The organism is Pseudoalteromonas tunicata, from assembly GCF_002310815.1.
Lineage (GTDB): Bacteria > Pseudomonadota > Gammaproteobacteria > Enterobacterales > Alteromonadaceae > Pseudoalteromonas > Pseudoalteromonas tunicata.
In genome coordinates this window covers 3,868,717-3,888,667 of sequence record NZ_CP011032.1, presented here as the reverse complement: position 1 = coordinate 3,888,667, position 19,951 = coordinate 3,868,717, and the positions used below count along the sequence as shown (strand labels likewise).

Below are 19,951 nucleotides of genomic sequence, written 5' to 3'. Positions count from 1 at the left end.
TCTCATAAGCAAAAACGCTTGATGGAATTTGTGCTGTAGGTCGTGATTTATCGCGACAATTTGCTTTTAACGCCGTTCGTTTGAGTATTTAATCTGCTAGCCTTTTGTAGCATGCTGTTGTACAAAGGTTTCAATTTGCTGATTTAGCCATGTTGGTGCATCGGCCATAATAAAGTGCTTGGACTCATGAGCAAAAGCAAAGCTGTGATATTGCGCAGGAGCGTTGGCTAATTGGCTTTTATAGCTCGCTTCTACTTGTTCAGGTGTTGAATAAGGTGCGCCATTTTGCAGTGCGCCCAAGGTTAAAACTGGCACACGCATTGTTGCAAGTGCGGGTCGCAAATCAGCTTGCATTAGCTCACCCATCACACGACCACTAGTCATGCCATCGGCGCGGCGCATGTCATTGGCAATACGTTGTTGCCATTGTGGCTCACTGGCCATGCCTTTTGCCATTTCCATTGGGTCAAAGTTGCGTGGTGATGCTGCTTTTTGTCCGTCTGCATTGGCAGGTACGTGTTCTGCAAACAAGGCTCCTAACGCCGGTAGGCCATCGACATTAATTGCTCCACCGATTAAATCGGGCGCAAAAACAGCTAAATTAAGTGCTAGATACCCTCCTAACGAATGGCCAATAATAATTGGTTTATCTAACTTTTGCACATCAATATAGTTGATGATGGCTTGCTGTTGTTTAGCTAAGTAGCCCTCGCCCCAACTGTGGGCTGGCAGCGCTTTTACCCCGCCAAAACCAGCCAACGTTAATACGTGCAGTTGATAATCGCCCTTGAGTGCGTCAACAGTGTGTTGCCATACCTCACCGGTTGACGTGAGTCCGGGTATCAAAATAAGTGCTGGACCTTGGCCAAATACTTCAACGTTAAAACAAGCACATTGTGTTGTTGCTTGAGCTGATAATTCTAGTGGTAAATGGGTGTTTGCCCATGCTGGCAGTGCAAAAGCGGCGCTTGTGATACTGATGGCAAAAAGTGCGGTTTTAATTGAAGATGTTAAATGATTCATAATAAGTGCTCCGAAATAATTAAAGGTGTTTTGAAACGGTATGCAGCCATATTAGTTACAAACAAGCGCGGGCACAGGTCACAGATGTCAGCATTGCGCGGTGACATAAGTCAGGTCTCGATATGACGTTTGTCACTGTGCTTTTTTTGTAAAGCGCAGTAGACTGCGGGTATGTTGGTTAATTAGAAACACCATGAAAAATAACGATAAACTACAACAAAAAATGAGCTGGATTTACTTAGGTAACCTGATCTTTTTCTTTGCGCCTTTGTTTTTTGTCACCTTCACGCCGTGGCAATGGTTGGTAATGGGGGGCGGTTTAAGTGCTTTTTTATATTGTTATTTTTGGGCATATCGCTGCACGCGAGAGCAAATGGCGCTGCCTATTATTGGTATTGTAGTGGTAGCAAGTGCACTTACTCCGATTAATCCGGGCACTATTTCAATGTTTGCCTATGCCGGATTTTTTATCGGTTTTGCTTATTCGCTAAGGCGTTACTTAACCTTAATGGTTGCTTTAGTTGCATTAATTTTTGCGCTCAATCATTTGTTTACTGTTGCGTGGACTGAGTTTTTAACCTTTGGTATTCCGATTATCTTGGGAGTCAGTGCGCTTGGTTGGGTTGAGCAAGCAAGGCTAAAACAACGCTTAGCGCAGCAGCAAAGTGAAGACGAAATTAAACAGCTTGCCGCCATGGTCGAGCGCGAGCGCATTGCTCGTGACTTGCACGACATTTTAGGTCATACCTTGTCGAGCATTGTATTAAAGGCGGATTTAGCAAATAAATTGCTTGGGCATAATCAGGTAGAAGGTGCGCAGCAGCAACTGCAGGAATTAAGTGATATTGCCCGTGCTGCGCTTAGCCAAGTGCGGCACAGTGTGTCTGGCTATAAGCATTTAGGTTTAACCGCTGAGGTCGCAAAACTATTTAACTTATTGCGTGATGCGGGTTTTTCGAGTGAATTAGTTGGTGAAGTTCCAAGTCTGCAACCGCGCCAAGAAACCACCCTAATTTTGGTACTAACGGAGTTAGTCACCAATGTGATTCGCCACAGTAAAGGTGATGTGTGTCAGCTGCACTTTAGCTGCAGCAATAAAGAGTTTCAAATACGTTTTAATGATAATGGCCAGATTAGCAGCATCAACGAAGGAAATGGTGTGACCGGTATGCGCGAGCGATTAGCCGCAATTGGCGGCCAACTGGTGCTCACCCAACAAAACGGCTTTTGCGCCACAATAACTCTCACATTACAGGAATAACCCATGAATATTTTACTGGCTGAAGATCAAGCTATGGTGCGCACCGCACTGGCGTGTTTATTGCGGTTAGAAGGAGACTTTACTGTAACAGAAGCGGCAGATGGACAAGCCGCGCTTAAATTATTAAAACAAACACCTTTTGACTTATTGCTGAGCGACATTGAAATGCCAGGGCAAACAGGTATTGAGCTCGCGCAGTATATTCAACAACAAAAATTAGCCACCAAGGTGGTGATGATCACCACGTTTGGCCGTGCTGGTTACGTAAAGCGTGCAATAGATGCCGGTGTTGGCGGATTTTTACTAAAAGATGCGCCAGTTGAAGAGCTCATTCATGCTATTAACCAAGTGATGGCTGGCAAGCGGGTGATTGACAGCGAATTATTGCTCAATTCATTGGGCGACCAAGATCCGCTCAGCGATAAAGAGCGCCAAGCATTACGGCTAGCCGCAGAGGGTAAAAGTACTCATGATATTGCAGCTGCACTTTATATTGCCGAAGGCACCGCGCGAAATTACCTATCCGAAGCCATTAGTAAACTCAATGCCATGAACCGAATTGATGCTGCCCGTATAGCAAGGCAAAAGGGCTGGTTGTAATCGCTTTTTGGGGATTTATTGTGAGTAACAAATAGCGACAAAGTGAAGCGTTATTTGCGACAAACGCGGTGGTTTGTCGCAAATGGTGATATCACACAGGCTGTGAAATCGTTTAATGAGTGCAAAAAGCGCTCAGTATTAACGATAAAACGCTTCAACTGTGCCTTTTGCCGTCATTAGAAGTGGCTGGCCACGGCGATCTAACGCTTTTGGCGCTGCAACTTTAACCCAACCTTCGCTGATACAATATTCTTCAACATCGTTACGCTCTTTGCCATTTAGGCGAATGCCGATGTCGTGTTCGATCACTTCTGCCACATAATATGGGCTGCGTGGGTTGATTGAAAGGCGATCTGGTAATGCTGGTTTTGCTGTTGTGTCGGTCATTGTCTTGGTCTTTAGTGAATAAAACGTGCGCTATTGTAGGCAATACAAGCTTTTTGCTCAAGAGTACCCGAGATAAATGTAACTGTATTCCTGCCAACATAGAGATTTAAACATCAAGGATCATTTACCTAAAAGCCACATTTAGCATGCCTTGTAGAGTTTGTTGGCATTTATTGTGATTAACCCCCGGTGTTGAAATAAATAGTTATGACTTATCTATAACATTGCGTTGTCAGGTGCGAGTTAAGCAAATTTTTTACTCTTTTCCAGCACTAAAACACGCCTCGGCTGCCTTACTCACGGAGTCAATTTTATAAGTGCGTTAACGCACGGTGAAAGAGCTTGTGCAGTCGTATTCTTGAGATGGACATTTTTCAGACAGATCGGTTGGTACCTTAGCCTGTTATTTTTAAGCAGTCGGGTGAGGATGTTGCTGTGGGCGAATGAATTAAAAGTATGAGGTGAGGGTTATGCTGCGAAGTTTAAATGAAATTGCTAGTTTTCAATTACTAGGGATTGATGAGGAGATTGGGCGTTGTAAGGATTTTTTGTTTGATGACCAAAGTTGGGTCATCAGATATATGTTGGTTGATACTAATAAATGGTTGCCTGGTGGGAAAAAAGTATTAATTAGCCCGATATCATTAGGTGAGCCTGATTGGGAACAGCATGAGTTTCCTATTAATCTAACCCTTGAGCGAGTCAAAAATAGCCCATCACTTGAGGAGCATCAGCCGATATCTCACCAATATGAAGTGCAGTTATTTAAATATTATGGCTATGGCAATTATTGGATGGGCAATGATTTATGGGGGACTTATCCGTTTCCATCGCCTTTAGTTGATGCACAAGTGCTCGAAAATGCCGCTCAGGTTAATACGGACGACCGGCATTTACGCTCGACTGAAGAGTTAACAGGTTATGGTATTCAGGCCCAAGATAAAAAAATTGGTCACATTGACGACTTTATTTTGAATGATGAAAGCTGGAGCATCCCTTATATCGTGGTTGATACTAATAATTGGCTACCGGGTGGACGAAAAGTTTTGATCAGTAATGTGTGTATCGAGTCAATCAATTGGGATAAGCATTCAATCACTGTCAAACTCAGCGCTGAGTAAATCTGCAATAGCCCATCATTCGAACCAGCCATGTTTAACAATCCAGAATATGAAAGCACAGTCGCTAAATATTATCGGGTGTTACTCGATTGATCTGTGATGAGAGTTTTATTATGTGCTCGGTAGTGATAGAGGGTGGAGTATGCCAGAAACAAATCAAACGGTGTTTACCCGATTAAATGTGAGAAGAAAAGTGATAAGGGATTATGATGCAAATAGAAACTTTAAGAGATGTACTTCATAGAACAAAGGCGTTTCATCAGCAACTTGGAATGTGTTTATCTCAGTGCGCTGAAGAAAACACAGATGATCGGGCTCAAATGTTATTAAATTATTTAGCTAATCACGAAGGAAATCTAGCGGATGTAATTAATGGTTTTGCTGTTTCAAGTGATGAGAATGCTTTAAATACTTGGTGCTATGAGTGGGTTAACAAGTTGGCTATTGTTCATGATGAATACAATGATGTGCCTTTTGCCAAACTTAATGCTGCACAAATTATGTCGGTGATTGTTGCTCAGCATCAGCAGGTCCTTTCGCTTTATCGCTATTTGGTATCGCAGGTATCGCAAGCGGTTATTCCCTCGGCCGAGGAAATGCTAGCATCTGTGTACTCTTTAGAGCAACGCGAAATAATGAGCATGGTGCAATCGGTAAATCGGTTTAGGGATATGTAGCTAGATATCACATTAGGGTCGGTTAGTTTAATTGAATCAAACGCTTAACACTTAATTGGGTACGTAAACATTATTTTCATTGTTGCAGCTCAATAGGTGCAACATTCATCGTTTATTGGAGGTATTATGTGAGTTTATTGGCATAATACCGACCTTAAATAGCAAGCTTGCTTGCACTTACCAATTTAAAACAGATTTAAACCGCATTTTTAACGCTTTTAGCGTTTTTTGTATATTTAGTGAGTCGATACATGGTTTGTTTATCTGCCTGTTTACGACTAAGTTTATAGCGTAACTGTTTTACACAGGAGTGACTCGATGGAAGATACTTTAACAATACTCAATAACTTAGGTTGTAGCCAATGTATTGAGGCAGATAAGCTTGATTTTGACTTTACCATGGCGTTTCAGCCAATTGTAAATTGCCAAACACACACTGTTTATGGCTACGAAGCTTTGGTGCGCGGCTTAAATAACGAGTCCGCTTTTTCAGTGATCTCACAAGTTAACGATGAAAACCGCTATAGTTTTGATCAGCAATGTCGCATTAAAGCGATTGCTCTGGCTGCACAACTAAAGCTTGATTCGATGCTCAGTATTAATTTTTTACCCAATGCGATTTATCAACCCGAGCGCTGCATTAAAACCACATTGATGGCCGCAAAAAAATATAATTTTCCAACCGATAAAATTATGTTTGAATTCACCGAAGTTGAAAAAATAGTCGATAGTAAGCATGTTAAGCGTATTGTTGAATATTACCGTGCACTTGGTTTTATCACCGCAATTGATGATTTTGGTTCTGGATATTCGGGGCTGGATTTACTTGCTAATTTTCAAACCAATATCGTTAAACTAGATATGGAGCTGATCCGAAATATAGATAGTGACTTTATTCGTCAATCGATAGTACGTAACTGCTTAAATATTTTCCGCGATTTAAACATTACCCCTTTGGCCGAAGGCATTGAAACCCAAGCCGAAATGTTATGGCTTAAAGAGGCTGGCATTGAATTAATGCAAGGCTATTATTTTGCGAAACCGGGTTTTGAATTTTTACCCAGCGTAGCCTGGTCCTAATCGTTTCAAATCAATTGTATTTTATTGTTTTTACACTTATTTTATTGAACTAATCTATTGTTAAATAAAATTAAAAACGAAGGCAGTAAGATGAAAAACATGGCTGGTTATCTTTTTATATCAAGTGGTGCGGCTTTTTTTGTCGCGGCCTATGTTGGTCAGCAACTCGCTTTGTTAGGCGTTGGTGTAATGATGGTCGTGCTGGGGTTGGTTAATTTACGAAAACAGCCTTAAGTTAATTCTTCTGATAACAATGAACGGGTGTCAGCTCGCTTAACCTTTCTTTTTAGATATTTCTATTGGCTAAATACTATGAAATTTTTAATATCAACCTGCCTATTACTTGTGGCCGTTTGCGCACACAGTACACCCAATAAATACATTGCATTGACCTTAGACGACTCCCCTCGTGCAGCATCGGGTTACTTCGATGGCCCAACACGGGCAAATAAGTTGATTGCAGCACTTAAAGCCCATGATGTTGCGCAAGTGGCTTTTTTTAGTGTCAGTGCGCATTTAAACCAAGAAGGGATTACGCGTTTAAACGCTTATAGCGATGCGGGTCATTTAATTGCTAATCATACCCATGATCACCCCGATTTTAATACTTTAACCCTTGCGCAATATATTGCTAATTTTGAGCAAGCCGACCGCGAACTTTCGCAATTTAAAACCATGACTAAGCTATTTCGTTTTCCTTATTTACGCGAAGGCGATACCGTAGAAAAACGCGATGGTATGCGCGCGGCTCTTGCTGCCAAAGGTTATCGAAATGGTTATGTCACGGTCAATACTTACGATTGGTTTATCGAAAATCAGTTTCAAAAAGCGATAAAAGATGGCGTTAAAGTCGATTTGACCCGTATGAGTCACTATTACGTCGACATGATGGTGCAAAGTATTGAAGCGTATGATGAGCTGGCGATTAAAGAGTTGGGTCGATCACCAAAACATGTTTTATTGCTGCATGAAATGGATATCACAGCATTGTTTCTCGGTGATTTAATCGCTGAACTTAAGCGTAAAGGCTGGATAATTATCTCACCACTTACAGCTTATGAAGATGAAATAGCCACTTTTCAAACAACCGAAGTCTTGCCGTATAACCCTGGGCGAATTGGCGAAATTGCGCGCACCAATGGCCAAACTAAGGGTCTGTGGCCACGGGCATTACAAGAGAGTTATTTAGATCAGCAATTTGAACAACAAGTTATGCAAGTCGTTGCTCCAAAGTAGTGCGTGTATTAAGTCTTTTATAGATTATTGGTTGTTAAGGGTAATCTCATCCTTTGTGTTTATCTAAAAAGAGATCAATGCAGTTGATTGCCAATAATGCATGATTGAACGCTGACAAAATAAAGCGCTATTTTGTCTTTATAGGCACAAATTTTTCGTTACTATTTTTATAACTCGCGCTATAACAAGACAAAACAATTAAGAAAATCAAATATGTTTAGTAATTGCCCCATTTCTATTGCTCAATTACCCGATATTGAGCAGGTTGAGTTCGCGCCATTAGATCATCATGCTACAACTGAAGCAAGGCTCAGTACTTTTCTGTTTTTGTTGCCTTTTTCATTGCTGGTTGGCATTGGCTTGTTCTTTTTACAAAAAGTCAGTGTTGAGGTTGCCATCGGGCTTAGTAGTTTACTGATAATGATTAATTTATATGTTTTCTGGTTTGTTGGGCTTGCTGTAAAGCGCACCGGCATTGCCTTGCGAGAGCATGATTTTTTATTAAAAAAGGGGGTGTTTTGGCAAAAGGTTATTATAGTCCCCTTTAACCGAGTGCAACATATCGAAACCCACCGTAACCCTATTGAGCGCAAACTGGCGCTATCGAGCTTAAAATTGTTTACCGCAGGTGGCATGGGGGCAGATCTTGAAATTAATGGGCTCAATATTGAGCGCGCCAGTCAAATTCGCCAATTTATTTTAAAACAAGAGCATGCCGATGAATAACAGCGTGTCTTCGCATGCATGGCAAAAATTATCGCCGGTAGCCATGGTGTATTTTGTGCTGCATTTTATAGTGCGATTTGTTAAAGATGGCATCATGAACATCGCTCCTGTGTTTGTCGTATTTATTACTCAAGTAGAACGTAAACTCTTTTGGGGAACGATAGGGATTACTGTTTTAGGTGCTTTGTTGGTGATTTATTCGGTGCTTTATTATTTAAACTTTCGTTTTAAAGTGAGTGATCATGAAGTCATTTTAAAAAAAGGTGTGTTTAAAAAAGAACGTATTACGCTTAATTTTGCCAAAATCCAGAATATTAATATTGCAGTGCCTTTTTATTTTCAGCCTTTTAAATTGGTTAATTGTACCTTTGATGCCGCAGGGTCGGCAAAACAAGAGGTTGGCTTACCGGGTATTGCCGAAACCGCTGCGATATTAATGCGCGAAACCGTATTTAATTATAAACAGCAGCAAGCCCCTTTGGTTTCGGCTGCTGAGACTGTGACGCTCGAAGTGGATGAGCTGCCCATCTTTAGTCTAAAAAATAAAGAGGTGGCAAAGTTTGGCTTAATGTCATCGATGATGGCTGTGGTATTAGTGGTTGCAGCGCCATTCAGTGAGCATATTGTGCGCTTTACTAAGCAAGAATTTGTTAAACCCTTAGTGGTAATTTATCAACAATTTGTGCCCAATGCTGCTGCGGGCGCGCTTGCAATTGCAACGGTAGTATTTGCGCTGGTGGCATTCTTTTTAAGTGTATCTATTTTAGGCTCTCTACTGCGTTTTTATAATTACCAATTGTATTTTAGTGACGGCAAACTTAAACGTGTTGCAGGGCTACTTGAGCGTCATCAAATGTCGCTAAATACCAATAAAATTCAAGCCATTGAAGTAAAACAGAATTGGGTGGGATTGTTTTTAAAGCGTTTTACGCTTAGTTGTAAACAAGTCGAAAATAGCCAATACGGTCAGGCTAAAAAAGGCCAATCCTTTATTATGCCGGTGCTTAATAGTCAGCAGCTGCAGCAAGCGTTTGATTTATGTTGGCAGCCATGTGATTTAAAAGCGATCCCTTTTGTGCCGATCCACAGCCAATATTTACGTAAAAACTTTACACTTTTTTGGCTACTGCCAGGTGTATTGGTCACTGCGTTGCTCTATTTTTTCGGGGCTGGATTGCATTGGATCTTGCTGCTCGAATTTTTAGCTGTTGGTTTGCTTTTATGTTGGCTGCGTTATAAGCGCTATGGCATTTATAGTGATGGTGAGCACGCGTTTGTTCGTACCGGATTAATTGGTTCGCAAATAACGGCATTTTCGTTATATAAAATTCAACAGGTGCAAAGAACACAAACCCCAATGATGAAGCGGTTAGGCCTTGCGAGTTTGCAGATACAATTGGCCTGCGGTAAGTTAAAGGTGCCTTATTTACCTGCCTGTTTAGTAAATCAGTTTATTAATATTGCCTTGTATCAAGCCGAATCTAGCGATAAAAACTGGTTATAAAGCCTGCGATGAATCTTTTTGCTTCATCTTTGCGTATCCTTATAGATTAAATAAAAGGAGCGCAACATGCTTGATTGTCGCTGGTGGTTAGTTGTTGGTATGGTTTTATTAATGGGGTGCGGTGGTTCAGGCTCTAGCGACCCTACGTCTGCACCCAATGCGACAGATAATAACGAACAAATACTACTTAAGTATCAGCAAAGTGAGCTGACCTCTCATTTAGCTTTAATCTATAGCCAACAAGAAAACTACCAAGGTGGGCAATATAGTTCGGCGCTAAATATTGAGGCTGAACGTGGTCGTGATACGCTAAATTTAACCTTAGATTTGTATTTGCCTCCTAACTCAGAGCCTCGGCCGTTAATTATCTTTATTCATGGTGGTAATTTTTATTCAGGTAGTAAAGAAACACTGCAAGCAACCGCACAGCAATACGCCCAACTAGGTTTTGCTACTGCGACGATTAATTACCGCTTAACCAGCCAAGCATTACAAGACCTCGCTTTTGAGTACCAAAGGCTAGCTATCGATCACGCGACTGAAGATTTAATCAATGCGATACGGTTTTTAAAATACCACAGTGGAAAATATGCCATCGATACTAATCGAGTGATGTTGATGGGCAAATCGGCGGGTGGGGTAATGGCGCTAATTGCAGCGCTTGAAGCCGATACGTGGCCTGAAAATCCAGAGTTTTTTGGTGTATCAGCAAGTGTTGCTGCGGTTATTTCGACAGGAGCTGCGTTAGAAGAGTGGCAAAGACAAAATTTAACCTCAGATAGCGCCGACGCTCCGGTATTAATGTTTTTTAATAAATTACAAGATCCGCTCACAGGATTAAGTTGGCAGCAGCATGCACTGCCAACACAGCGCTTTATTTTATCATCGGGCAATATCTGTGAGCTCATTGGCAACGATGAAACTGTGCATACGATAGATTTTACTTATGGAAGTAATTATTTTATTGATATTTATCAGTTTTTACTGCGTGATTAGGGCATGCTCAGAGCTTTTGATTTTAAATCAAAATCACACATTAAAGGTCACTAGTAAGTCGTTTGAGGGCTTAAAAGCCCTCTTGATTAAGGTTACTTATGATTGCGGGGATTTTTTAAGTAATTCTCGATTTCGCTCCTGAGTGAGCTCAGATTCTGTCAGGCAGCTCGTGGTGAAGGTATCGCTTTTAAAGTGATAATTCATTTGGCATTGGTAGCGTTTTTTTGCCAGTGCATTTGGAGGCGATATTTCTTCTTGTGATAAATCACATTGATCATCAATTTTTTCAATCAAAATGATGTTATTTTCAATGTTTTTGCTAGCTACTCTGCTGCTTACATTTTTTGCTATCATGGAATTTTTAACATAAGCAATGTGATAGGTTGTATTAGGTTCAATGGTTATTTTGGCTGTTTGAGCTCTAAACTCAGCCGCTTTGCCTGTCCCTTTGATCGTGAGCGCGACATCACCCAGCGGCAATCGATAAATACCATATTCGTTATTAGCAATGGCGGCTTGATTGTTAATTGCCATAAGTTCAGAGGTTTCTTGGTTTATCATAATGCGGCCACAATTATTATTGTTTACTTGTGGTGAGTTGATTTCAGCCATTGAGAGTAATGTGAGTGGTGATGTATTGATAGAAAGTTGCCAGCCAGGGGTATAACGAGGTTGCAGCTGACCTTGTAAAGTAATTGGTTTATTTTGGCGAATTACTTCAAGGCTCACGTCAGTGCTTTTGTCTTGTGATTGCAATGCTGTGATCCAAGCGTTATCACTAGATTGAACGTTATTACCATTGACTTTGGTAATCCTATCTCCAGCTTTTATACCAAGCTTTTCAGCGCTACTTTGCGGCGTGACAGATAAGACTAAACCTGTTTTTTGCGTATCTAACAATGCGCCAAAGCGGCCAGTATTAAATTGCGGTTCTTGGTTTATTGTCAGCGCTAGCTGATCAATCGTTACCCCAGCTTTAAGTTCATATTGCGCTATTTTGTTCATGTATGGGGCAACATGCTGCTTGAGTTGTTCTGCCAGTAATTTAGCTTCAGCAGAGACTAACTCATTTGCACTTAGGGTTGGGCTGCACAGTAGTGCTAATAAAAGTAGTCTGTTCATGTCTTAATCCTTTAAACGCTAAGGGTCGTGGTTGGTTGTTGGTACAGAGTAATCATTTGCTCTAAGAGCTGCGAGCGAGTTTTCCAGCGCTCTACCGCGGCAAAACTATCTGGCTTTAGGGTTGCTAATTCACTATCAATTAATGCTAAATGTATTTGCCAGCTGACAATAATTTGTTGCTCATTCATCTGTAGCACAGTGGGCGTTAACTGGGCTAAATCTCGCTCTAACTGTTGTGACTTGGCTATCCAAGGTGCCACGGTGTTTGCTTGAGGTGTAAAGTTAGCTACATGGAATAGTGTTAGACCAAAAATCAAAGCGCTTGCCGCGATGCTTATAAAGCGCAACCGTTTGTTTTTTTTATGCTTTGACCATATTTTATTGATGTTATCAGGTGCTTGGTAAATAGGTATTTCATGCTCATGCGCTGCAATATGGTTAATAATTTGCTGTTCTATGGTGTTCATTTTAACCCCTTAGCGAGTAGCCATTGACGAATTTGTTTCACCGCACGGTGGTAAATTTGGCGACTATGGTCGGCTTCAATCCCCATTTTTAATGCAATTTCTGAATGTTTTTCTCCTAGCACGACGTGTTGATAAATCACATTTTTTGCATGTATGGGCAGCTGATTTAAACACCCAGTCGCTAGTGTTGTGGTGATTGGTAATTCTGAGGTGTTGCTTAGTTCTTCACTTAATTCACTTATCGTATAAAGCTGCGGATGTTTTCTAAACCAAGAGGCTGTTTCGTTAATCACACATTGTTTTAGCCAGCCGCCAAGGGTTTCTCTTTGCTTGATTGTGCTGCTATTTTGTAACAGTTTCTCGAAGGTTTTTTGCATGATATCTTCAGCTAAGCCATGATCTTTGGTTAAATACCAAGCAAGAGAAAATACGCAGTGGCCATACATTTTATACGCTGCAGTAAAACCCAAATGCTTACCTTTTATTAATGCATTAAATTCACATTCACTTAAGTGTTTCGCAAATCCTTTGAGTGTGTTTTGTTGTTTTGTCATACACCACTTATTTTAATTTTTGCATTGTGATTGGCTGGATATAGTTAAAGACGTGATAGGAACAAAAAATGTGACAGTTATTTTTAATAAAATAACGTATTTATGTGGTGCTATCACTAAAATTGACCCTCAATCACCGAAATTCACCGCTGCTCACTTAAGTTAAAAACGATTTCAAAAGCTGCACTATTCTTACCTCAACCACGAAGCACAACGCTTCAACAGATTGAAATATTGATGTTTTTTGAATGAGGGAATGAAAATGAAAAAATTAACCGTAGCAGTATTAACTATCGCAGCACTAGGTGCTTTTAATGTAAACGCAGCGCAATTTTCTGGTTCGGACAATAGTGTTGAAACTCAAATTTGCCTTGCAGTGGCATCCGATAGTAAAGGTAAGCTTCATCGTGCAGTACGCCAAAGCCAGCAAAGCATGAGTTATATTGCGCAAAGTGTTAAATGTAATGGCATGAGTTTGTCGCAGTTTGCCGCTGAGCACGGAGCAAGTGATATTGGCAAGCAACTTGTTAGAGTCAATCGCCCAATAAATGTAAAAACAGTGACTGCCAAGTTATAAGCTAATGAAGTAAAGAAATTTCTGAAGTATCAAACCCGCCTCCCAGCGGGTTTTTTATTTAACCCCCGTTCTAGATAAGAGATTTACTATTCAGACTTGAGGTTATTTATTATGTACAGTATTGAGACAAACTGCTCATATTAGCTTGAGATTAATCATGTTATCGTTTTGAAAATAAAATTAAAAAGGCATGGAAAATGACAATTAAACAGATTATTTGGGCGGGATTACTGCTTAGCAGTGCAGCAACTGAGGCACATTCAGTATTAGATATAAATGATTGGAGTTATGCAACAGATCCGCACGGCAGTGTGGCGCATTTCCACGGTTTAAAAAATGATGCAATTGCCATTGAGTTTGAGCGAGTGCCACGGGTTGATAAACAAAATAACTCTTGGGTTGAGCTGATTTATACCTTACCTAATGGCAGTTTAGGCGTAACTGAAACCATTGAAATTCATTATCAAAGTGATCAACCGCTTATTGTGAAGCTCTCGCAATCTGATTATGGTAAAGAAGGTGATAAGAGTTATGCCCATTACCAAGCCGTATTACCTAAAGCTGAACAATGGCAAAAGCAAACACTTACATTAAATCAGTTTAAGCGCCCTTTATGGACACCAGCAAGTTCAGTAGATAAAGGTATTAAGCTTGCCAATATATCAGCCATTTATTTAGTCCCCGACTTAACTGATGAGCAAGGTGGTAAAGCGAAACTTGCGGTTAAAAGTATCATGTTATAATTTTTTCTGCTTAACGAGGATCTGATTTTAAGTATCAACAATGTGCATTTTCTGTGGAGTTTTCCTTAAATTACAGCATCCTATTTGTGTTGTTTAAGGCGATTGTTATACTCGATTAATGCAAATATCGAAAAAACTCACCATTGCCTTTGTTGGCCTAACCTCCTTGGTTCTGATTGCTACATTAAGTTTGGCAAGGTGGAGTTTTGAGCAGGGCTTTTTGGATTACATCAATGCGTTAGAGCAAGAACGCTTACAGCGTGTTGGCCATGATTTAGTTGAGCATTATCAAGCCAATGGAGAAAGTTGGCGTAGCCTGAGACCGCCACAATTTCGTAATATGTTGCAGCAACATAGTGCCAATGCGGGCATGTTACCGGAAGACATATTAAACAAAGCTCCTCACAATCAACCTCAGCAATCACAGAGAAAGCGTCCTCTGCCTGCGCGTAATCCTTTTGGACCACCCACAGCCTTATTTGATATTAATGGACAATGGTTGGTGGGGGCAGATTTAGATCGCCATCAGGGTGAATTAATAGTCGCGCCGCTTTATTTTAATAATCAGCAGATTGCGGAACTTAGAAGTTTACCGAAACGTAAATTTGATACTCCACAAGCAAGCGAATTTGCGCAGCAGCAATTGTTGACCAGTATAGTGATTGGTTTTGTTTGCCTCATTTTAGCGGCTTCCTTGGCGATTTGGTTAACTCGATTATTGCTTAATCCAATAAATCAAGTAGTTGCGGCTATTGCTGCTTTGCGCAAAGGCGATTTTAACCCACGGTTGCAATACCAAGAGCCACAAACAGATGATGAACTTAATCGTCTAATGCGTGATGTCGATCAGCTTGCGATGACGTTAGAGCAAAATCGTAGTGCTAAAAATCGTTGGCAGGCAGATATTTCTCATGAATTACGTACTCCGCTAACCATTTTAAGTGGTGAAATTGAAGCACTTAAAGCGGGGATTAGGCCTTTTGATCTTGAGCAGTTACTGTCATTAGAGCAAGAAACATTACGTTTAAATCGACTGGTGGAAGATTTATATCAACTTTCACTGTCGGATATCGGAGGCTTAAAATATCAATTTTCCAGCGTAGATATATCGAGTCGGTTAGCACAAATACTAATTAGTTTGAGTGCTCAATTTGAAGCAAAGCAACTTAATTTACAGCTCGATAGCCAAACTGATTTAATCCTGCAAGGAGATACCCTTCGTCTTGATCAATTGCTGATGAATTTACTCTCTAATTCAATTGCTTACACAGATAATGGTGGGGTTATTTTAGTTAGTTTGAGTCAAATCAAAGATACAATTTATTTGCAGATTGAAGACAGCAATCCGGGCGTATCCGCAGCAGAGTGTGAATTACTTTTTGAGCCTTTGTATCGACAAGATGTATCACGTACCCGCCGTGCCAGCGGTGCAGGGCTTGGTTTGACCATCGCGCGGAATATTGTTCAGGCACATAGCGGTAGAATTTATGCTTCGCCCTCAAAATTAGGCGGGCTGCATATCACGGTAGAGTTGATGTCGAGGGTTAAGTAATGGCAACCAAGGTGCTAGTTGTAGAAGATGAAGTTAAGATTGCGCAAATATTGGTCGACTTTTTAACACTAGATGGGTTTGAAGTAACCACAATACATGATGGTGCCGACGCTGTTTTACAGATAAAAAATCAACAGCCTGATTTTGTAATTTTAGATTTAATGCTGCCTAATAAAGACGGCCTCACAATTTGTAAAGAAGTCAGACAGTTTTCGAATGTGCCTATTTTAATGCTCACTGCTCGGGTCGATGAAATTGACCGCTTAATGGGCTTAGAGTTTGGTGCAGATGATTATGTCTGCAAGCCTTTTTTACCACGTGAGGTGGTAGCGCGAGTAAAAACAATTTTACGCAGAACCGCTGTCATACCCGCCACAGCAAATGATGAAGAAGTGACTAAATACAAAGTTATATTACTCAATTTATCGCGATTTCAGTGTCAGATAGCAGGAGTTGAAGTGGAATTGACTCCGGTTGAATTTCGTTTACTTAATACCTTAATCACTCGCCCTGGAATAGTTCACTCTCGCGATAGCTTAATGCAGGTATGTTATTTAGATGATCGGATTGTCAGCGCTCGTACGATTGATAGTCACATTAAAAACCTACGCAACAAATTATCTCAGCAGGGGCAAGAGGCTTTATTGCATTCAATTTATGGTATTGGCTATAAAATAGAATAAGGCGAGAGCGCATTTATCCGCTGCTTTGACCTGATGTCACCGCGATTGACCTTTTATCACTTTGCTAAATTATCTTCCTCAAGACCTAGTTAATCTTTATTCCAACGAAATGAAAAGCACGACTTAAAATTAAAAACCGCTTAGCAACAAGAGGGAATGAAAATGAAAAAATTAACTATCGCAGTAATCACCTCAATCGCAACCATGGCTACACTAAGTGTAAATGCGGCTAGCTTTGAAGCAACGAATAACAGTCTAGAAACAAACCTTTGCATGGTTGCAGCTACGGGCGATACGAGTCAGTTTTATCGTACTTTACGCCAGCAGCAACGTGAAATTCGAGATGTAGCAAAAAGCGTGCATTGCAATGGCGTTAGTATTGCTAAATTTGCTAAAGAACATGGTGCAACTCAAATAGCCAAAAAGTTAGCGCGTTTCCAATAAAACCGCAACGCCCAACCAAATCCTACGAAGTATCCAACCAAAAAACCTGCCATTGGCAGGTTTTTTTTGTTTTGGAAAATTGAGCCTAAACGGCTAAGCCGTACTGACCTATTACTAAAAGCGCCAATTCTTTAGCTTCTTTCGCAGCCTGTTTATTATCATTGACATGCGCTTCAACAATCGCGCCCTCAATAATCAGCATAAGTTGTTTGGCTAAGCGCTCTGCATACTGAAATTTGGCTGCTTGTGCCAGCGAGAGTATATAGTTTGCGATGGCTTTTTTATGTAGGGAACACACTTGATGACAGGGATCGTTAAACAAGGGGTATTCGGCAGACGCATTAATAAACATGCAACCAGAAAACGATGCCTGATTAAACCACAAATCTAATACATCAAATACTGCTGTTAATTTTTCAATTGGCACTGTGGCGCGTTGCTCAATTTCAGTGATTAAAAACGCTTGAAAATCACGGTCGCGCTTTTCTAAGGTCGCAATTATGAGCTCTTCCTTAGACTTGAAGTGATTATAGAGCGTTTTTTTCGAGACTTGTGCGGTGGCGATAATAAGATCAATACCAGTGGCGTGAAATCCATGTTGATAAAATAAATTAAGGGCATGCTCAACGAGTTGATCGCGTTTTGATAAGGCCGGCATTTTATTATCCTACAACTTTAAACTATACCGATATGTTTACCATCAAAAGCGGGTTTTAGCCAGCTCAAATAAAGATTTGAATTTAAAATTTTTTAATTCTTATTTTTCATATTGCTATCTGAAGATTAATTTTTTTTCAAAAATAGGCTTTGACAATTAATACAGATCTGTCTACCTTGAATGTAGACAGATTGGTTGACCTTTGAGGCGTGATAGATGAAACAAGCATTAATACCACCATTTGATTTGACCAGTGCGGCAGCCAAAGTGCAGCGTGCTGAGGATTTATGGAATGAACAAAATCCGAGCAAAGTCGCTTTGGCCTACAGCGAAGATTCGCAGTGGCGCAATCGTGATCATTTTGTAACGGGTCGTCTCGAAATTGAGTTGTTCTTAACGAAAAAATGGCAAAAAGAACGCCACTATCGATTGCAGAAAAAGCTTTTTTGTTTTGCAGACAATCGTATTGCGGTTGATTTTCAATATGAGTATCAAGCTGAAGATGGGCAGTGGCATCGTGCTTATGGGTTGGAGCATTGGCAGTTTGATAGCGCCGGTTTGATGACGCATCGGGAGGCGAGCATCAACGAAATTCAGATCGCGGTAACAGATCGCACCCTTTTTTAATTTAAAATTTTATACAGGAATAAAATTATGCAACATAACTCATTTTCTTTATCGTTATCACCAAGTGTAAAACGTTTATTTAAGGCGTCAGGGGCTACAACATTAGCGCTGACTTTAAGCCAAGCGGCTTCGGCACAAACAGTGACTGAATTTAAAACGATTGAAGTCGCCAAGCAGACTATTTTTTATCGTGAAGCGGGTGATGTAAAAGCACCAACTATTGTGCTGCTACATGGTTTTCCAACGTCATCACACATGTATCGTAATCTAATTCCTAAACTTGCTGAGCAATATCATGTCATAGCGCCAGATTATCCAGGATTTGGTAATAGTTCTATGCCTGCTATTAACGAGTTTGAATACAGCTTTGATAATTTGGCAAAAATTACTAATGAGTTTTTGACTAAAGTAGGTGCGGATAAATACACCTTATATGTTATGGATTATGGCGCTCCAATTGGATTTCGAATTGCTGCTGCACATCCTGAACGCATTGAAGGGTTAATTATTCAAAATGGTAATGCTTACGATGAAGGGTTAGGTGATTTTTGGCAGCCGATAAAAGCCTATTGGCAAGATAAATCAGCAGGGAATAAAAAGGTGTTGAACGATGCACTTCTTACTATTGATGCAACAAAATGGCAATACACGCATGGCACGCGTAATGAGGCTGCGATTAGCCCTGATACGTGGCAAATTGATCAGCTTAAGCTTGACCGCCCGGGCAATAAAGAAATTCAATTAGAGCTTTTTTACTCCTATGGCAGTAACCCTGCTTTATATTCGGCATGGCAGGCATATTTTAGAAAATACCAACCTAAAACATTATTAGTGTGGGGGAAAAACGATTATATTTTCCCAGAAAGTGGTGCTCACCCTTATAAGCGTGATTTGAAAAATCTAGAGTTTCATTTACTCAATACAGGTCATTTTGCACTTGAAGAAGAGGGTGATGTGATTGCTGATCTGATTTTAAATTTTATGGAGTAAATAACCGGAACACCAGATGATAAAACTTTTATCTGCTATTGAGATTGAATATTAAGCCATAGGCTTGGGCTAGATTTTTCGATTTTAATAAAGTAGAAAAACTGATTTTTACTTTTTCCAATCAATTTAGGGCCATGTGTAAGGTAATCTTATGCATTGCCTTACTCGTTTTTTACCTTGAATCACTGATTATAACCTTTGAACACTAAGCATGGGATTTAATGCAGATAGATGTTAGTTTCTATCTATCTGCATTATTAGGTTGTCTTTTTTATTCTTGATTTTAAATGAGATTGTGGGATTGGTTATGTCAAAAGAACTCAATATTGATAGTTTATGTGCTATGTTATTTTTGGTCATTGCAATGAATTTTTTATTTCATGGTTTAGTATTAGTCGCTGTCAGTTTATTATTTTTAGCTGTTTTTTTCATTCTGCTGGGCTATTTTGAACACAGCCGGCTCAGCCGCTTTTGCCACCAAAAAATTATTAATTTAGCAAATAGACTCTAACCTTCAGAGTGGCTGATTTTATTTGTGAGAAAACAACATGAAAACATTTTTTAAATTCTTGGCTTTTATTTTTGCAACCATTACTTTGCTTGCGGGATTTCAATCAGGAAATTGGATCCCGAGCTTTTTTGTTTTATCTATCATTGGGTTGGTTTATTTTTTTATGTCTAAAACCAGTGGTAGCGGATCTTCAAGTGCACATACAGATTCAGACAGCACCATATGGAGTTCTTCATCAAGCGATAACAGTTGTGATTCAGGCGGTGACTCTGGTGGTGGGTGTGACTAAATATAAAGTGACCTAATTTACTCCTTAATGAGGTAAATAACGGTGCTTAATATTTTTCCGATTGGTTATTTTATTTCTACTACACTTATAAAATTGTTCGTTTTCTGGCTGTTAGCGCTTGAA

Annotated in this window: 25 protein-coding genes; 19 read left to right on the top strand and 6 right to left on the bottom strand. The window is 40.2% G+C overall.

Going from position 1 to position 19,951, the window contains the following annotated elements:
• Positions 1-96 precede the first annotated feature (96 nt).
• On the bottom strand, positions 97-1,023 hold the full coding sequence (locus PTUN_RS17610; protein WP_009838977.1) for an alpha/beta fold hydrolase: 927 nt from the start codon (positions 1,021-1,023) through the stop codon (positions 97-99).
• A gap of 193 nt (positions 1,024-1,216) precedes the next feature.
• On the opposite strand from PTUN_RS17610, the gene PTUN_RS17605 reads away from it, so the two are divergent.
• Both PTUN_RS17605 and PTUN_RS17600 read left to right on the top strand, forming a co-directional pair.
• On the top strand, positions 1,217-2,284 hold the full coding sequence (locus PTUN_RS17605) for a sensor histidine kinase (protein WP_009838978.1): 1,068 nt from the start codon (positions 1,217-1,219) through the stop codon (positions 2,282-2,284).
• 3 nt (positions 2,285-2,287) lie between these two features.
• Positions 2,288-2,884 (top strand): response regulator transcription factor, encoded by a 597-nt coding sequence (locus tag PTUN_RS17600; protein WP_009838979.1) that lies wholly within the window; start codon positions 2,288-2,290, stop codon positions 2,882-2,884.
• A gap of 138 nt (positions 2,885-3,022) precedes the next feature.
• On the opposite strand, the gene PTUN_RS17595 is transcribed toward PTUN_RS17600, so the two are convergent.
• Positions 3,023-3,271, bottom strand: coding sequence for a DUF3297 family protein (locus PTUN_RS17595; RefSeq protein WP_009838980.1), 249 nt, complete (start codon positions 3,269-3,271; stop codon positions 3,023-3,025).
• A 470-nt stretch (positions 3,272-3,741) separates the two neighbouring features.
• On the opposite strand from PTUN_RS17595, the gene PTUN_RS17590 reads away from it, so the two are divergent.
• From PTUN_RS17590 to PTUN_RS17560, 8 genes are all read left to right on the top strand, one after another.
• The gene (locus PTUN_RS17590) at positions 3,742-4,392 is read left to right on the top strand and encodes a PRC-barrel domain-containing protein (protein WP_009838981.1); all 651 of its coding nucleotides are present in this window, start codon (positions 3,742-3,744) and stop codon (positions 4,390-4,392) included.
• 206 nt (positions 4,393-4,598) lie between these two features.
• Positions 4,599-5,069 carry a hypothetical protein gene (locus PTUN_RS17585; RefSeq protein WP_009838982.1) on the top strand — a complete coding sequence of 157 codons (471 nt, stop codon included), beginning with the start codon at positions 4,599-4,601 and terminating at the stop codon, positions 5,067-5,069.
• 318 nt (positions 5,070-5,387) lie between these two features.
• Positions 5,388-6,149 (top strand): EAL domain-containing protein, encoded by a 762-nt coding sequence (locus PTUN_RS17580; RefSeq protein WP_009838983.1) that lies wholly within the window; start codon positions 5,388-5,390, stop codon positions 6,147-6,149.
• A 90-nt stretch (positions 6,150-6,239) separates the two neighbouring features.
• The gene (locus tag PTUN_RS21825; protein ID WP_157579381.1) at positions 6,240-6,383 is read left to right on the top strand and encodes a hypothetical protein; all 144 of its coding nucleotides are present in this window, start codon (positions 6,240-6,242) and stop codon (positions 6,381-6,383) included.
• A 78-nt stretch (positions 6,384-6,461) separates the two neighbouring features.
• The gene (locus PTUN_RS17575; protein ID WP_009838985.1) at positions 6,462-7,385 is read left to right on the top strand and encodes a polysaccharide deacetylase family protein; all 924 of its coding nucleotides are present in this window, start codon (positions 6,462-6,464) and stop codon (positions 7,383-7,385) included.
• Positions 7,386-7,598: 213 nt separating this feature from the next.
• Complete coding sequence (locus tag PTUN_RS17570) at positions 7,599-8,111, top strand: PH domain-containing protein (protein ID WP_009838986.1); 513 nt, start codon at positions 7,599-7,601, stop codon at positions 8,109-8,111.
• A complete protein-coding gene (locus PTUN_RS17565) occupies positions 8,104-9,615 on the top strand; it encodes a PH domain-containing protein (protein ID WP_009838987.1) in 1,512 nt (503 codons plus the stop codon). Before PTUN_RS17570 ends, PTUN_RS17565 begins: the two co-directional genes overlap by 8 nt.
• A gap of 66 nt (positions 9,616-9,681) precedes the next feature.
• On the top strand, positions 9,682-10,611 hold the full coding sequence (locus tag PTUN_RS17560; RefSeq protein ID WP_009838988.1) for an alpha/beta hydrolase: 930 nt from the start codon (positions 9,682-9,684) through the stop codon (positions 10,609-10,611).
• A gap of 96 nt (positions 10,612-10,707) precedes the next feature.
• Here the strand turns inward: PTUN_RS17560 and PTUN_RS17555 are convergent, their stop codons facing one another.
• The 3 genes from PTUN_RS17555 to PTUN_RS17545 are packed head-to-tail and all read right to left on the bottom strand — an operon-like array spanning position 10,708 to position 12,754.
• Positions 10,708-11,733, bottom strand: a complete 1,026-nt coding sequence (locus PTUN_RS17555; RefSeq protein WP_009838989.1) for a PDZ domain-containing protein — start codon at positions 11,731-11,733, stop codon at positions 10,708-10,710.
• Between the two features lie 11 nt (positions 11,734-11,744).
• A complete protein-coding gene (locus tag PTUN_RS17550; RefSeq protein WP_009838990.1) occupies positions 11,745-12,200 on the bottom strand; it encodes a hypothetical protein in 456 nt (151 codons plus the stop codon).
• Positions 12,197-12,754 (bottom strand): RNA polymerase sigma factor, encoded by a 558-nt coding sequence (locus PTUN_RS17545; RefSeq protein ID WP_009838991.1) that lies wholly within the window; start codon positions 12,752-12,754, stop codon positions 12,197-12,199. Before PTUN_RS17545 ends, PTUN_RS17550 begins: the two co-directional genes overlap by 4 nt.
• A gap of 262 nt (positions 12,755-13,016) precedes the next feature.
• Here PTUN_RS17545 and PTUN_RS17540 point away from each other — a divergent pair, with 262 nt between their 5' ends.
• The 5 genes from PTUN_RS17540 to PTUN_RS17520 all read left to right on the top strand — a co-directional run bounded on the left by PTUN_RS17540 (position 13,017) and on the right by PTUN_RS17520 (position 16,753).
• Positions 13,017-13,331 carry a DUF3718 domain-containing protein gene (locus tag PTUN_RS17540; protein WP_040643989.1) on the top strand — a complete coding sequence of 105 codons (315 nt, stop codon included), beginning with the start codon at positions 13,017-13,019 and terminating at the stop codon, positions 13,329-13,331.
• Positions 13,332-13,528: 197 nt separating this feature from the next.
• A complete protein-coding gene (locus tag PTUN_RS17535; protein ID WP_009838993.1) occupies positions 13,529-14,074 on the top strand; it encodes a hypothetical protein in 546 nt (181 codons plus the stop codon).
• 118 nt (positions 14,075-14,192) lie between these two features.
• Entirely contained in the window at positions 14,193-15,626 is a 1,434-nt protein-coding gene (locus tag PTUN_RS17530) for an ATP-binding protein (protein WP_009838994.1), read from the top strand.
• Positions 15,626-16,309: a response regulator gene (locus PTUN_RS17525; RefSeq protein ID WP_009838995.1), complete on the top strand. Its 684-nt coding sequence runs from the start codon at positions 15,626-15,628 to the stop codon at positions 16,307-16,309. The genes PTUN_RS17530 and PTUN_RS17525 overlap by 1 nt, the downstream gene beginning before the upstream one ends.
• Before the next feature lie 162 nt (positions 16,310-16,471).
• Complete coding sequence (locus PTUN_RS17520; RefSeq protein WP_040643990.1) at positions 16,472-16,753, top strand: DUF3718 domain-containing protein; 282 nt, start codon at positions 16,472-16,474, stop codon at positions 16,751-16,753.
• A gap of 85 nt (positions 16,754-16,838) precedes the next feature.
• Here the strand turns inward: PTUN_RS17520 and PTUN_RS17515 are convergent, their stop codons facing one another.
• Positions 16,839-17,411 carry a TetR/AcrR family transcriptional regulator gene (locus PTUN_RS17515; protein WP_009838997.1) on the bottom strand — a complete coding sequence of 191 codons (573 nt, stop codon included), beginning with the start codon at positions 17,409-17,411 and terminating at the stop codon, positions 16,839-16,841.
• A gap of 216 nt (positions 17,412-17,627) precedes the next feature.
• On the opposite strand from PTUN_RS17515, the gene PTUN_RS17510 reads away from it, so the two are divergent.
• From PTUN_RS17510 to PTUN_RS17495, 4 genes are all read left to right on the top strand, one after another.
• Complete coding sequence (locus PTUN_RS17510; RefSeq protein WP_009838998.1) at positions 17,628-18,038, top strand: nuclear transport factor 2 family protein; 411 nt, start codon at positions 17,628-17,630, stop codon at positions 18,036-18,038.
• Between the two features lie 27 nt (positions 18,039-18,065).
• Positions 18,066-19,028, top strand: a complete 963-nt coding sequence (locus PTUN_RS17505) for an alpha/beta fold hydrolase (RefSeq protein WP_009838999.1) — start codon at positions 18,066-18,068, stop codon at positions 19,026-19,028.
• Positions 19,029-19,335: 307 nt separating this feature from the next.
• Complete coding sequence (locus PTUN_RS17500; protein WP_009839000.1) at positions 19,336-19,539, top strand: hypothetical protein; 204 nt, start codon at positions 19,336-19,338, stop codon at positions 19,537-19,539.
• Between the two features lie 37 nt (positions 19,540-19,576).
• Positions 19,577-19,828 carry a hypothetical protein gene (locus PTUN_RS17495; RefSeq protein ID WP_009839001.1) on the top strand — a complete coding sequence of 84 codons (252 nt, stop codon included), beginning with the start codon at positions 19,577-19,579 and terminating at the stop codon, positions 19,826-19,828.
• The last annotated feature ends 123 nt before the right edge of the window (positions 19,829-19,951 follow it).